Source organism: Nitrospira sp., from assembly GCA_024760545.1.
In the GTDB taxonomy this organism is placed as follows: domain Bacteria; phylum Nitrospirota; class Nitrospiria; order Nitrospirales; family Nitrospiraceae; genus Nitrospira_D.
The window spans coordinates 4,104,237-4,116,618 of the sequence record CP060501.1; the positions used below are offsets into that span (position 1 = coordinate 4,104,237).

Here is a 12,382-nt window from a genome sequence, read left to right on the forward strand (position 1 = left end):
GATTGGATTCAGCAAATCCATGGATGATCGTGACTCGAGCGAGAGTGACTTGACTTTGAACCGCCTCGTCGCCACTATGCCGCTGGTAAGGATGATGGGATGTGGAAAAAGAATTTCCTCTTTCGCGCTGCAGAATCTACTCCTTTACCTGAGTCTGAGAATGAACTGTTCCATGACACAGAACCGGCTCTGGATAGCGCCGGCCTCGTCTTGGACAAGTTTCTTTCCGTCTGGGTTCAAGGCGAGGGGACGGAGGACAAGCCGGATGCTTTTACGAATCTGTATGTCCGGACAGCGATGCTGGATGTCGGGAAGCAGGTGAGTCTTCTTCAACCCCTCCAAGGACGGTCTCATCAGATCAAGCAGCTGCTCACGCAGGAGCAAAAGCAATTTCTCCGACAATGGCTCCAGGTTCAAGCGCCACAGGCCTGGGAATCTTCGGAAGACCACTTCCGCGATCTCTTCGAGCTGGAATGACCCGGCCCGCTCAGTCCCGGTTCGGCAATCGGCTTTGTGTCGGTCTCTGGCTTGCCTGCGCAGTAATGGTCCTGATGGGGTCGCGTTGCGACGTCTCAGCTGCGTCGGTGGACGTCTGGTATTCCCCCGAGGATAAACCGCTCGAACGCGTCGTGAAGATTTATGATCGTGCCAAGCGGTACATCTTCGTGGCCGCGTACGGTTTGACATCGCCTCTCTCGGTGAAGGCGCTGGTCGAAGCCAAAAAACGCGGTGTTGATGTGCGTATCCTCTCGGATCGCGATCGGCTTCAGGATATGAAGCAGCAGACGGCTCTTTCAACGTTGCGGGAAGCCGGCATTCCGATCAAAATCAATCGACATGACGGTCTTATGCATTTGAAACAGGTCGTCGTCGATGACGAGGTCAATACCAACGGATCCATGAATCAGACCACCAGTGGAAACCGTTACAATGATGAGCGGGTGGATATTATTCGAGACCATGCGATTACCGTCAAAGCCCGTGAAAAGTTTCTCTCGCTCTGGACAGACCAGGAGCGATTCACAGAGTGGAAATAGCGAGAGAGTCACAGTCTTGAGACTTTGGAAAGAAGGCGCAATCTTGGTTGCCGCTCGGATGCATAGTCGAGTGGGTATAGATATGAGGAGCAATGGTTGAGGAAACGGATATTGCGGTGGTTGGAGCAGGTGGGGGTGGGGCAGTGCTTGCCCTGGCACTAGCCCAGAAGGGAATCAAAACGATTGTTTTCGAACAAGCGCCTGGACCTCCACAGGGCTTGCGAGGGGAAATCTTGCAACCGAACGGACAGCAAGTTCTCGATCGCTTGGGATTGCTGGGCCGATTGCCGGTGGAGTCCACGCGCATCGTGCATAAGTTTCATTTCTGCCGCGTCGGCGGCGAGCGGCTGTGCACCGTGGACTATGGGGATCTTCCACCACCCTACAATCGGGCCGTGGTGACATTGCCCAATGTGGCTCACCATTCGATTCTGAACGCGATCGAGAGCGAATCCTCCGTCTCGCTACGGTACCGCACGACCTTTATGGAGTTGCTTCGTGAGAATGGCCGGGTTGTCGGGCTGACGGCCCAGCAGGGAGACGACCACGTAACCGTGAAAGCGAAGGTGGTGGTAGGTGCCGATGGGGCGTTCTCAAAAGTTCGCGAAGCCTTGCAGATCCCAGCCGATCTCCATCTCTACCCGCAAGGGTACCTGATTGCCATGTTGGAAGCCGCGGTTCCTCTGAATGAAGCCAAGTATTTCGTCGGCAAGCGGACGATCCTCGGCATGTTTCCCGCCGCGGGGAACAAAGTCTATGCGTTCTATATGATCAACGCAGGGTCATACGACCGTTTGAAGGAGGGAGGCATTCCAGCCCTACAAGAGGCCTGGATCGGGATCGATCCGTCCAGCGAGGCAATATTTCGGACATTAGCCGATTGGAAGCAAACTGCCTTTATGCCGACCGGGCGTGTCCGCACTCCGACATGGGTGGCCGACGGGGCGGTGCTGATCGGGGATGCAGCGCATGCCATGAATCCGCATGCCTCGCAAGGACGCATGCAGGCTATGGTGGATGCGATGACACTGGCAGACCTCTTACCTGAGTGTCTGGCAAAGAACGATTATTCCGCCGGGACGCTGAAGGCGTACGAACACGCGCGTCGGCCTCACGTCACGATGCTGCAGAAGTTGGCCGACGAACAAGTGTTATTTTGGAACACGGCGAATCCGGCCATCGCGTTTCTCCGCGATCGGGTCTTTCGCACGCTCGATCACAACGCGCGCCTGCGCTATCGTGTCCTGTGCACCACGGCGGGACTCCGCAAGACCCCTCCATTTAGTCCTCTTGATCGGATCATGGCGGCTGGATTCCTGCCGGATCCGTCAGCTCGCCACATCGCAGCGGGAGGCATGCAGTAGGATCATGTCCCCGATAGACTGGACTATAGACGGCTTGCCCGATGAGACTCAAAAATTATTAAAGTCTTACATAAATGATGTCACAAAAGCATATGGAAATGAAGTAGAAGGGATCATCTTATATGGTAGCGCGGTGCGAGGAGAATTCCTGCCGGGGCGTTCCAACCTCAATGTGCTGTTGGTGATGTCGTCTTACGATCTTGCTGTCTTGAAAAAATATAACGCCATTCACAAACGCTGGAGCAAAGAGCAAGTGGTTGTTCCGTTGTTTCTGACGGCAGACGACCTCCAATCCGGTTCATCCGCATTCCCTCTCGAATATCAAGATATTCTCGAATGCCATCGGCTGATCTGGGGGCAAGATCCTTTCGTCGGCCTCAAAATTGACCCTCGGTATTTGGCTGCTCAAGTCATACAGGCGTTACGAGGCAATCTCCTCCGTCTCCGCCAGCGGCTCGTCGAAGGACAAAGTTCAGAAGAAGCCATTATCATTCTCTTGCCGCTGTCCGTTACGGCACTCCTTCCGGCACTGCGGGGTCTGCAACGATTGCTGGGGCGTCCGGTTCTTGCCCACGGAGAGCCTCTCCTGAAGGACCTCGAGTCCTACTTGAAGATCGATCTTGCGGGGCTTCATGACGCGCTATCACTCAAGCGTGGGCACATTTCTCCAGGCCAGAAGGAGATTCCAAGACTCATGGACCGATACCTCGACACTCTGACTCGACTCGTACACTCCACAGAAGAGTGTATCAAGCGATGATGCTTCGATCCGGCCGACGACTTGCCAGTGTGACTGTGCTGAGTTCGATCGTCGTGCTGTGGGCGGCAGCCGCTCACGCGTCATTGTACGATCGGCCCAAAGAGCGTGTGCCTCTTCCCAGTCCCATCGGATATGTCAGCGATCATGCGCAAGTGGTGGAGGCAGAATGGAAGGAACGCATTAGGTCCGTCTGCATAGACCTTGAAAAGAAAAGCGGCGTGGAAATGGTCATCGTGACGGTGCCCACGATTAAACCGTATCCATCGGCCAAGGAATACGCGGACGCGCTGTATGAAAAATGGCAAATCGGCTCCACGCAGCAGGAACATGGGGTGATGGTGCTGGTCGCCGTGCAGGAACGACAGGCGGCGATGGCCTTAGGGCGAAAAATGTTTCCGGTGATCACACCAACTGTCAGGAGTGAGGTCAGCCGAATCTATCTTCAACCTGCGATTGAGCGCGGGCATTTTGGTGAAGGTCTGTACCGATCAGCTGTTGCGCTGGCCACACCTGCGCAAGAGGTGAGGTTCGATGCCCCAACAAGGACTCGGTTTCGAGGCCTTGGGGTTTGGATTACGCTCGGCACCACCATTGCGATCATTTCATTTTTCTGGTGGATCAGCCGGCCGGATCTGCGGCACCCCTACAGGCGCATTCAAAATGGTGAATATTGGGGAACGGGTCAAGGCGGATTCGGAGGGAACTGGGGCGGCTTTGGCGGCGGCACGAGTGGGGAGGGGTGGAGATAGCGGAGAGAAGCGAAACTGACCCACGGATTTGGTGCGACTCATCTGTGCAGTGTCCCATACTGCCGGTTCTCAATTTTCTAACCATAGTGGAGATTCAGCAATGAACAGTACCTGTATCTGGAGCCGGTTCCAGTCGACGCTGAGCGTCGTTGCAATCCTATCTCTATTCATATCAGGCTGTGCAACCACGGCCCATGAAAGTAAGACCGCTTCAACTCCCTCTCAAGACATCACCGATGCCGCGATCGAACGCTACATTCGCACCCACCCGGAAGTGATCGTCCAATCGCTGCAAGCCATGGAAGCCAAGCGGCAGGCTGAACTGCAAGAGCGTCAAAAAACAGCTGTCGCGGCGAAACAAAAGGAGCTGCTGCACGATCCGACATCACCGGTCAGTGGAAATGCGAAAGGCGAGATTACCGTGGTGGAGTTTTACGACTACCGCTGCGGCTACTGCAAGAAAGCGGCTTCGGCTGTTACGGAACTTCAGAAGGAAGATCGCCGTGTGCGGGTGGTTTATAAGGACTTCCCAATATTGGGCGAGCCGTCGGAGCTTGCGGCCAAGGCCGCGCTCGCGTCTCAGGCGCAAGGCAAGCACCAGGCATTCCATGAAGCGTTGCTTGCGTCTCATGCCGATATGACCAAGGAAGCGATCTTGAAGATTGCCATTCGCGTTGGCCTCGACGCCAAACGTCTGGAGGCTGACATGGCCGACCCAAAGTGGCAGGCTGTCATCGAGAAGAATCGAGCGCTCGCTAACGAGCTCGGCATCTCGGGCACCCCCGGCTTCATCGTGGGAACCGAACTGGTGCCTGGAGCACTGGATTTGAATGGACTGAAAGAATTAATTGCTCGGGCGGGATATGGAAAATGACGAATGCGGAAATCAAAGCCGGCCAAACGAAACCAATATGGACTGGCAGTCACCTCGCGGCGCTTGACGACGGCCGCGAACCGGCCGAGAATGTGCGCGCGCGTGGGCGTGTATAGTCTCTTGCCGAGACCAACAGGATCCTAGAAAGTGAGCCTCCGGCTTACAACGAGAGACGAGGGTAACTTGAGGGACGGAAATATCAACCGGGGAGTCCTCAATGATCGACATCGTTCGCTGTCGGCATGGGATGCTGGTTGGCGCGGCGTGGTTGTGCTGCACCACATTTCTGTGCAGCCTCTCGATGGCCTTCGCGGAAGAACCGGCACCGCCGGCCACTGCTGACACGAGCCATGAAGAGATAGGTCAGACGGCAGAAGGTGTCGACAATCAGGGACGAGGGGGCCTGCCGGGGCTTGTTGAACCCAACGCCACCGTACATGTGACCGCGCCGACAGCGAGTCTCGCCACTGTCCGAAACGCGATCCAGGTGACGTCGAAGAGCGTCTCCGTGAACCTCCGCATCGCCCCGAACCTTCCGGTGACGGTCCCCGTCGAGATCAGCGTCGCATATATCTCTCCTGCCCAAACCCAGCGCCAGACGAAGACCTATAATCCCGCCACCGGTCTGACCCTTCTGTATCATGAGGCCGAAGGGGACGGTAAGCCTCGATCTATGCATCTCGATATCACGGTGCGCGAGCTGGTTCCGAATGGGCAATCTTTCTCATCCGGTAAAGATCTCACGATCATCCCGCTCTACGACGTCTCGCTCAGTCAGTTGAGGTTCGCTATGCTTTCCGCTTGTGATCTCCATGGGAAAAATGACATCACCTTGCGCTGGGACTCGCCTGACGGACGGAGGAGAGAGGCCAAATTTGTCGTCGCCAAACACGGGGAAAAGGTGATCAGGCAGTTCTCGTGGGGCCACCGGGGAGTCAGCGCGCAGTCGACTCTCGTTGAGCCAAGCATGCAATTTGTTGAGCGTGATCCCATCCCTGATTTGGGCTTCAACCCGTTACGTCGTTCATCAACTCCGTTAGTGCCGGGACCGAAGAAACAGGTGTTTAACTTTGTCTTGGATGAGAAGGCATCAGGGCCGTTTGACCAGACGACCGTGATCGCCGGATGTCAGGCGAGGATTAAATACCGCATCGACCGCAAGGTGATGACGTTTGATCGATTCTAGGGCATCTGTTTTCCTGCACACGACTGTGCGCGCTATCGACACGGAGTAACGTGCAACGGCGACGTGAGCCACTTAGTCATTACTTCCGAGCACTTGATGAAGGCCCTTCGGCTCGAGAGTGGATCGGAATTCTGATGATCCCAGGCGGCGTACTCACTCCTAGCACTAGGAAGATGGATCTACCACGGTGATAGGCCATCATTGAGAAGAATCTGGCTCTCAGCCAAACTCAAGATCATACCGTTCGCGAAAAAAAAGAACAGACCCTGACTCATTAACGGCTCACTCAGCCGATCTTGGGCTGCACAAGCCAGGTACTAGCTATACACATCTACCATGTCCTCCTTGTTCTGGCTTTTCTTCTGTACGTTGGTTATCGGTGTCGGCATCGTGCTGTGGTTCGGCGTTGATACTAGACGCGCGTACGCACGGATCGCCGGCAACAGCAGGATCTTACCGTCGCCGCCGGGAAATATTGAATTCAAGTGCGAAGGCAACGGGGTTCCTGTCCTGGTTATCCACGGAAGCGGAGGAGGGTACGACCAAGGTGAGCTCATCGCAAAGGCCCTCCTAGACGAACACTTCGAATGGATAGCGCCGTCTCGCTTTGGATACCTGCGCTCGACATTCCATCAAGGCGCGACGTTTGACGACCAAGCTGAGGCCTATGCCCACCTTCTCGATAGTCTTGGCCTGCATAAGGTTGCCGTCCTGGCACTCTCGCACGGTGGTCCGTCGGCGCTGCTGTTCGCGGCACTGTACCCTGAGCGGGTCTCCTCGCTTACGCTACTGTCCTGCGGGGTTGCGTCTTCGTTGGATGCGGGACAGGTCGAGGCAAGTCAAAAGGGGGAGGCGCTGACGATGATTTTCAAGTTCGATGTACTCTACTGGCTTGTCAGGAAGTTTCTGCGCAAGCGCCTGATGCGCTTGATGGGTGCCAGTGAAAGCGTGATCGCGAATTTCTCAACCGACCAGCGCACCTTGGTCAATCAGGTAATCGATTGCATGGCACCGGTCACTCCACGATATGCTGGGGTCGTGTTTGACAACAAGGCAGCGATGCCGAATGCGCGGGTGCACGCCATCCGCGCTCCGACACTCATCTTGCACGCAAAGGACGACAGTCTTCAGCTCTTTCGAAACGCAGAGTACGCGCTGGCCAATATCCCCGGGGCCCGCTTGGTTGCCTTCGATCGGGGAGGCCATCTTCTGCTTGCGGTCGAGCAGCCGGCTATTCAAATGGAAGTCAGGAAATTCATCTTGACCCATGCCGGCAAGTAATCCAGCAGGCTGGGGCCAAGATCGTTGTTCCGATCGGCGATCGCTCCTACGGGATGCAAGATTTTCGAATCGCAGATCCAAACGGTAACGAACTCAATATCGGACAGGCGCTCGCAGACGACAGCTGGCGCTGACTACTCGCTCTCCACCTTGCCATAGACCTGCCTCTCTCGGTGAACGATGGCCGTTCGAACAGCACATTGAACTACGCTCACAGATCGCGATCGGTCAACAGATTAAGGCGAAGCGAAACTAAGCGGCCATGATGAAGTAAGTACATTCTAGTAAGGTTGTCGCTGAGAACCAGTAGGTGCCCTAGTTGTGAGGAGTGCGATTGCATGTCAGCATCGAAATGCCGGATCGCTGAGTACATATCGCCGCGGGGCGCTTCGTGTCATGGCTGCAACGGCCGTGCAGTGAGTGGTAAGTGTGATGGACACAAATAATTCATCATTTAGTCGGAGCTTTTGGATCACTGGTATTGTTTTCATAGCGACAATTTCAGCCTCGTGTTCATATACAGGCCGACATGTGCTTGGGTTTTGTAAAACATTCGATGAGCTTCCGCTGACTCCGTCGGTTCAGACATTTCCGTCCGTCGGACTTGAAAATCTGGGGATTATCAAAGTGATGAATGGGACCGGCACTGCGACACTCGATCACGGAGCTTTCATGCGGGTCGAGCACAGTGTAGATATTCCGGACTACGCAAATAAGGCCACCGTTTTTCTTAACGGTTGGAACTTGAGTTACCGTGGTCCTGACGACCAGCATGTCGTCGGGCTTGCAACGTTAGTCGGTAGGGTCAGACTTGAGGGCAAGAAGCTGACATGGAATGCAATGGGTATCCTCAGCGACAATGATGCCGCTGAAGCGTACGCGTGGACCTACCACTATACCGTCATCGCCTGGAACGACACGGCGCTTAATGTGCTCGTGAACCACGACGACACCGACAATTTCTGTCAGCCGGGGACCGGCGCCTCGGACAACTTCTATTTCGCCGATAACAGAGAAACCTACACGGCTCTTTCCTCGTTTAGTTCGTTTCTCCAGAACCCCGACTTTCCTCCAAACGGGCCCGTTGCCATTCTCCCACGCGGGTTTGGATTCAGTTGGACCAACGACCACAAGTTGCTGCAACTGGCATACAGTTTGGATCACAGTGAAGCCTTTGCTGAGTACGGCAAGAAATATAAAAAGGCATTTGACGAGATTCCCGCTCCGTTGCCGACTCCCGCCAGCACCTTGGACGCGCGTTTTGTAAGTTGGAACACCTATGGCATTCTCAAGGACAATAGTCTGAGAAGGGAATATCTATTCGGCGAAATGGTCTCTGCCGTAGGTGGGAGTGATGTTGGAGCACGGCAACCTCCTTTTTCGATTCTGCCGCTTCAGAGTCCTAGCGGAGATGCCTGCATTCCTCAGGGCGACTTTCATGGTGTGCAGGCCGAAGACTTTGTCATTGAGAATGTCCCATTCGATTACGCCATACCGATGCTGACGGGTTGGGAGTTGCGTTACCCGTGTAATGATGAAAATGTTAAGGAGATCGGGATTTGGATAGATAGATGGGAATATGTGAAGGACCCTGCCGTCTCTACGGGAAGATTGAGTTATACGCTTTCTTCAGTCCTGCATGACAAGGATAATGATCCCGGACACAACCGCCGTCACAAAGTGACGATCCTTGGACTAAAGCCGACGAGCGCTGTGACAGCGAAACCGGGTGCGCCACGGTAGCGCCTTTCAGTCCGTCGGGATGGTCGATGCTGCGTTGTGTTACGCAAAGCCTTCTCTCGGTCCCACTGGAACTGCATGAAGCCATTCTAGAGGAGTGACTCAGTATTGTTCATGAGGCTCCGGCCAAACTTCTGCATCGTGAATAGAGTGCCCACGTTGCCATAGACCTGCCTCTCTCGAAAACGTAGAATGTGCCCAGCTGTCCTTCCTTCGTGGAGATCAAGAGCTAAGGGAATAGGCACATGAAGATCGCCATTATCGGTGCCTCGGCCGGTATCGGGCTTGAGGTGACGCGTCTCGCCCTTCAGAAGGGCCATGAAGTGAGCACCTTGTCGCGGCGGGTCGTTCCACTCCCAGATCACCCCAATCTAAGAAGGGTGCAGGGCAGTGCGACGAACCTCAATGACGTCAGGGCTGTAGTGGCGGGAGCCGAGGTTATCCACGTGACACTCGGCACAAAAAGTCCTTTCCCCACAACGATGTTCTCCGACTCGGCGCGCCTCTTACTTCAGGCATTACAGGAGACCGGTTCTTCCGCAACGCTTCTCGTGCTCACCGGGTTCGGTGCAGGCGATAGCTGGAGCTACAACGCTCTCCCGATGAGGATCCTGTTCACACTGTTGCTCAAGACAGTCTATGCGGACAAGAGCGAACAGGAGCGGCTGATTGCCGAGGCCTATCCACGCTGGGAAATTGTGCGGCCGGGCCGGTTAACCAACGGCACAATGACGGGCCGTTATCGCGTACTGGATGAGCTGGTCGAAGGGATGCGGATCGGGGCTATTTCCCGATCTGATGTGGCGCACTTCATGGTAGCGCAGGCGGAACACCCGACTTGCCTTGGCAAGTACGTGGCGCTTACGTACTGACGTCGATCAGGAGGTTCTGTCATGAAGTCAAACACCAAACGGGTATGCATCATGTCGTTCGTGGCGGCATTGGTGATCACGGGAGACGCTGTTTCTGCGCGAGCAGCAGAGGTTGAACCGATTTCGGAAGGGGCGCCGGTTCTGATGGTTCAGGCACCGGTTGCGCCTGAAGCCCCACAGTCGAGCACTCCACTGTCTGAGAACGCGCGCATCCTCGTGGGGCACTGGCGCAAGACGACCATCGTGTTCGAACAGCCAAAGGACGAACATTTGGTCTTACATGCCGACGGTACGTTGGAGAACTGGATCGTGACGGCTTCCAGCCGCTCGCCGATGACGCCTGGTGTGTGGAGAAGCGAAGGGAAGATTCTTGAACTGCTATTAGAAGGACAAGAGCACATCGCTCAGCCGTTTACGATCCACGAGGGGCAGCTTGTGTTTCCGAACATCCCAAACCGGCGCCGCTTCTGGGAAAAAATCGAGTGATCGAGCGGCAAAAACAAATACGCGGCGCTCATCTCCTGAAAGCGATGTGATGACTTTCGCCTCAGAAGCCCCTACCATTCTGTATCTTTTTCGATCCAAGAGTGAATCAAATCTGATTCAATTAAAATCTCTGTAAGGGTCTAACTCAAGCCAGCACCGCCGAATTCATTTGGGGATGCTCGCTGTGAAAGATTCTGACGCCATAGCATCGAACTTGCTAGCAATAACATATGAAGGTTTGTTCGCGTTCCTGCAGGGTTGAGGAGAGGTCGATGACTGTGGCGGTTTGTCTTGAATGCGGACGGATGAAGGCTGGCGCATGGACGTCCTGCCCTCACTGTAACTTTCAGCCACATGGTGAGGAGGAGCTAGCCAAGTCATTGATGGTGTCCGACCAGTGGGTCCCATCCGACATACTGGTAGAGTTCGCCGCTCGCCGGCAGTTGGGTGAACAGTTCAACTTCGAGCCGGAGTTGGTAGAGCAGTTCAAACAGCGGGTGGTGGCTTTGATCCCGCTTACTCAGGATGGGCTACCAGTTCGGAGCCAGGATATGCAGCAGCTCCCCGCCGAGATACCGGCCTTATCCGTTGAGGCTGCGCCGTTCCGCAAGCCGTGGTGGCGGTTTTGGAATTAGGAGAAATGACGGTTCTCTCGTCAATGTAAGAAAACGCTACCGAACGGCAGATTGATCTAGCGGATTCTGTCTAGGAACGGCCCGTCCTTCCTCCAAGTCTTGTAAGTCCGACCAAGCAGTGATGTCGGTCCGGGATGGATCGATGGCGGCAAGGTATTTTTTGAACCGTGCTGCACTCGCAGGAGAACTCGGTCCGCGGTTCAGCAGCTTCTGATTCCATTCTTCCAACTCGGCGGCCGTACGCGGCCGTGCCTGCCGTTCAAACCATCCCACGACTCCTTCATCGGCAGGATTGGCCTGGACAGCGTCCGTGAATTGCCCGCTGGTGATTCCCGCAAACTCCATCAGCCGTTCGTCCATCGGGCAGGGATAGATGTATTCGCCTTCGGTGCCGGCAAGCACGGCGCGACACTTGTCGATCATGCGCGCGAGATGGGCATAGCCCGCCAGCCTGAATCGCATGCTGCGGGGGAAGTTTTTCCGCAGATCCATAATCAGAGCAACTTGTGGTTCTTGAACGTCAGGTGTTTGACCACGACCTGCCCCTGCTCGTAGGAGATAATCCGTCTTGTCGCCGGCAGATCGCATGCGCCGACGCGGACATGGCTGTCGGTGAAGCTTTCGACATTGGTCAATTTGCCGTCGGTGGGTGAATAGTAATACACCGTGTATTTGGTAGTGAGATTCTTCTGATCCTGCGTGACCGAACTTTCTTCAACATTGATCGTAAACGCAAACGGATTCATGCCCGGATGGGCCATTTTTCGATTGATCTGTGTGATGCGATTGTCCTTAACGCGGTAAAAGGAATTGGAGCCATGGATGTTCAGCTTGGCGCCGAATGGATGGCCATCTTCCTCCATCGTGAGCGAATACTTCCCGTCGGATTCTTCGAAGCTCCGCGGCCCACGATGGACTGCGATCATGCCCAGCTGCTCTTGCGCCCACTTTTGTGTTTCACCGTCGGTCAACTGAACGGAGACTTCGCGGGGACTCTTGACGAGCACCGAGCCGCTGGTTTCTTTCCCGTTCACATTCACCGTGAGATCTGCCGTGAATCCCTGAAAATCCTTCGGCCACCGGGCGGTCGATTCGAATGCTCGGCGCAGGACCGAACGAGCTTGCGGGTCATCGGTTATGGTCGATGCTTCTTGCGTATGTTCCATGATGGCTCCTCTTAGAGAATGTACCAGACTGGTATAGTTATACCGAGGCCCGCGGTATTGCTCAATAGTGAAATCCCCTTGATTCGTCGGCATCTCGCCCTCAAAAGCGTGAGGACGCATTGCGGACAGGCCATACATTCGATATTCAAAAAACTTTATAGTTCTGATATACTTCGACAATTTTTAGGTCGGGATGTTGAGACCTTGTAGCCCCGATCAGCCGTGAGTCTTT

The 12,382-nt window shown here is 55.0% G+C and carries 14 protein-coding genes; 12 read left to right on the forward strand and 2 right to left on the reverse strand.

Translation table 11 applies throughout. The annotated features are described in order from the left end of the window. The first annotated feature begins 99 nt into the window (after positions 1-99). The 12 genes from H8K03_19370 to H8K03_19425 all read left to right on the forward strand — a co-directional run bounded on the left by H8K03_19370 (position 100) and on the right by H8K03_19425 (position 10,984). Complete coding sequence (locus tag H8K03_19370; protein UVT19914.1) at positions 100-477, forward strand: hypothetical protein; 378 nt, start codon at positions 100-102, stop codon at positions 475-477. Further along, positions 474-1,037 (forward strand): phospholipase D family protein, encoded by a 564-nt coding sequence (locus H8K03_19375; protein ID UVT19915.1) that lies wholly within the window; start codon positions 474-476, stop codon positions 1,035-1,037. Before H8K03_19370 ends, H8K03_19375 begins: the two co-directional genes overlap by 4 nt. A 92-nt stretch (positions 1,038-1,129) precedes the next feature. Next, positions 1,130-2,401: an FAD-dependent monooxygenase gene (locus H8K03_19380; protein ID UVT19916.1), complete on the forward strand. Its 1,272-nt coding sequence runs from the start codon at positions 1,130-1,132 to the stop codon at positions 2,399-2,401. Positions 2,402-2,534: 133 nt separating this feature from the next. Further along, complete coding sequence (locus tag H8K03_19385) at positions 2,535-3,161, forward strand: hypothetical protein (GenBank protein UVT19917.1); 627 nt, start codon at positions 2,535-2,537, stop codon at positions 3,159-3,161. After that, a complete protein-coding gene (locus tag H8K03_19390; GenBank protein ID UVT19918.1) occupies positions 3,158-3,910 on the forward strand; it encodes a TPM domain-containing protein in 753 nt (250 codons plus the stop codon). The genes H8K03_19385 and H8K03_19390 overlap by 4 nt, the downstream gene beginning before the upstream one ends. Before the next feature lie 100 nt (positions 3,911-4,010). Next, positions 4,011-4,784 carry a DsbA family protein gene (locus H8K03_19395; GenBank protein UVT19919.1) on the forward strand — a complete coding sequence of 258 codons (774 nt, stop codon included), beginning with the start codon at positions 4,011-4,013 and terminating at the stop codon, positions 4,782-4,784. A gap of 217 nt (positions 4,785-5,001) precedes the next feature. After that, a complete protein-coding gene (locus H8K03_19400; protein UVT19920.1) occupies positions 5,002-5,970 on the forward strand; it encodes a hypothetical protein in 969 nt (322 codons plus the stop codon). Positions 5,971-6,306: 336 nt separating this feature from the next. Next, positions 6,307-7,251, forward strand: a complete 945-nt coding sequence (locus H8K03_19405) for an alpha/beta hydrolase (GenBank protein ID UVT19921.1) — start codon at positions 6,307-6,309, stop codon at positions 7,249-7,251. Positions 7,252-7,782: 531 nt separating this feature from the next. Beyond that, the gene (locus H8K03_19410) at positions 7,783-8,994 is read left to right on the forward strand and encodes a hypothetical protein (protein UVT19922.1); all 1,212 of its coding nucleotides are present in this window, start codon (positions 7,783-7,785) and stop codon (positions 8,992-8,994) included. A 242-nt stretch (positions 8,995-9,236) separates the two neighbouring features. Further along, positions 9,237-9,863 (forward strand): NAD(P)H-binding protein, encoded by a 627-nt coding sequence (locus tag H8K03_19415; protein UVT19923.1) that lies wholly within the window; start codon positions 9,237-9,239, stop codon positions 9,861-9,863. Between the two features lie 21 nt (positions 9,864-9,884). Beyond that, the gene (locus H8K03_19420; protein ID UVT19924.1) at positions 9,885-10,349 is read left to right on the forward strand and encodes a hypothetical protein; all 465 of its coding nucleotides are present in this window, start codon (positions 9,885-9,887) and stop codon (positions 10,347-10,349) included. A gap of 272 nt (positions 10,350-10,621) precedes the next feature. Next, on the forward strand, positions 10,622-10,984 hold the full coding sequence (locus H8K03_19425) for a hypothetical protein (GenBank protein UVT19925.1): 363 nt from the start codon (positions 10,622-10,624) through the stop codon (positions 10,982-10,984). 36 nt (positions 10,985-11,020) lie between these two features. On the opposite strand, the gene H8K03_19430 is transcribed toward H8K03_19425, so the two are convergent. Continuing rightward, the gene (locus tag H8K03_19430; protein ID UVT19926.1) at positions 11,021-11,476 is read right to left on the reverse strand and encodes a DUF5069 domain-containing protein; all 456 of its coding nucleotides are present in this window, start codon (positions 11,474-11,476) and stop codon (positions 11,021-11,023) included. Positions 11,477-11,478: 2 nt separating this feature from the next. Next, positions 11,479-12,150 (reverse strand): DUF3386 family protein, encoded by a 672-nt coding sequence (locus tag H8K03_19435; GenBank protein UVT19927.1) that lies wholly within the window; start codon positions 12,148-12,150, stop codon positions 11,479-11,481. Positions 12,151-12,382 lie beyond the last annotated feature (232 nt).

Coding starts and splice junctions, on each gene's coding strand:
- H8K03_19415 (UVT19923.1), top strand. CDS start 9,237: ATGAAGATCGCCATTATCGGTGCCTCGGCCGGTATCGGGCTTGAGGTG.
- H8K03_19395 (UVT19919.1), top strand. CDS start 4,011: ATGAACAGTACCTGTATCTGGAGCCGGTTCCAGTCGACGCTGAGCGTC.
- H8K03_19400 (UVT19920.1), top strand. CDS start 5,002: ATGATCGACATCGTTCGCTGTCGGCATGGGATGCTGGTTGGCGCGGCG.
- H8K03_19420 (UVT19924.1), top strand. CDS start 9,885: ATGAAGTCAAACACCAAACGGGTATGCATCATGTCGTTCGTGGCGGCA.
- H8K03_19435 (UVT19927.1), bottom strand. CDS start 12,150: ATGGAACATACGCAAGAAGCATCGACCATAACCGATGACCCGCAAGCT.
- H8K03_19425 (UVT19925.1), top strand. CDS start 10,622: ATGACTGTGGCGGTTTGTCTTGAATGCGGACGGATGAAGGCTGGCGCA.
- H8K03_19375 (UVT19915.1), top strand. CDS start 474: ATGACCCGGCCCGCTCAGTCCCGGTTCGGCAATCGGCTTTGTGTCGGT.
- H8K03_19405 (UVT19921.1), top strand. CDS start 6,307: ATGTCCTCCTTGTTCTGGCTTTTCTTCTGTACGTTGGTTATCGGTGTC.
- H8K03_19370 (UVT19914.1), top strand. CDS start 100: ATGTGGAAAAAGAATTTCCTCTTTCGCGCTGCAGAATCTACTCCTTTA.
- H8K03_19380 (UVT19916.1), top strand. CDS start 1,130: ATGGTTGAGGAAACGGATATTGCGGTGGTTGGAGCAGGTGGGGGTGGG.
- H8K03_19390 (UVT19918.1), top strand. CDS start 3,158: ATGATGCTTCGATCCGGCCGACGACTTGCCAGTGTGACTGTGCTGAGT.
- H8K03_19430 (UVT19926.1), bottom strand. CDS start 11,476: ATGGATCTGCGGAAAAACTTCCCCCGCAGCATGCGATTCAGGCTGGCG.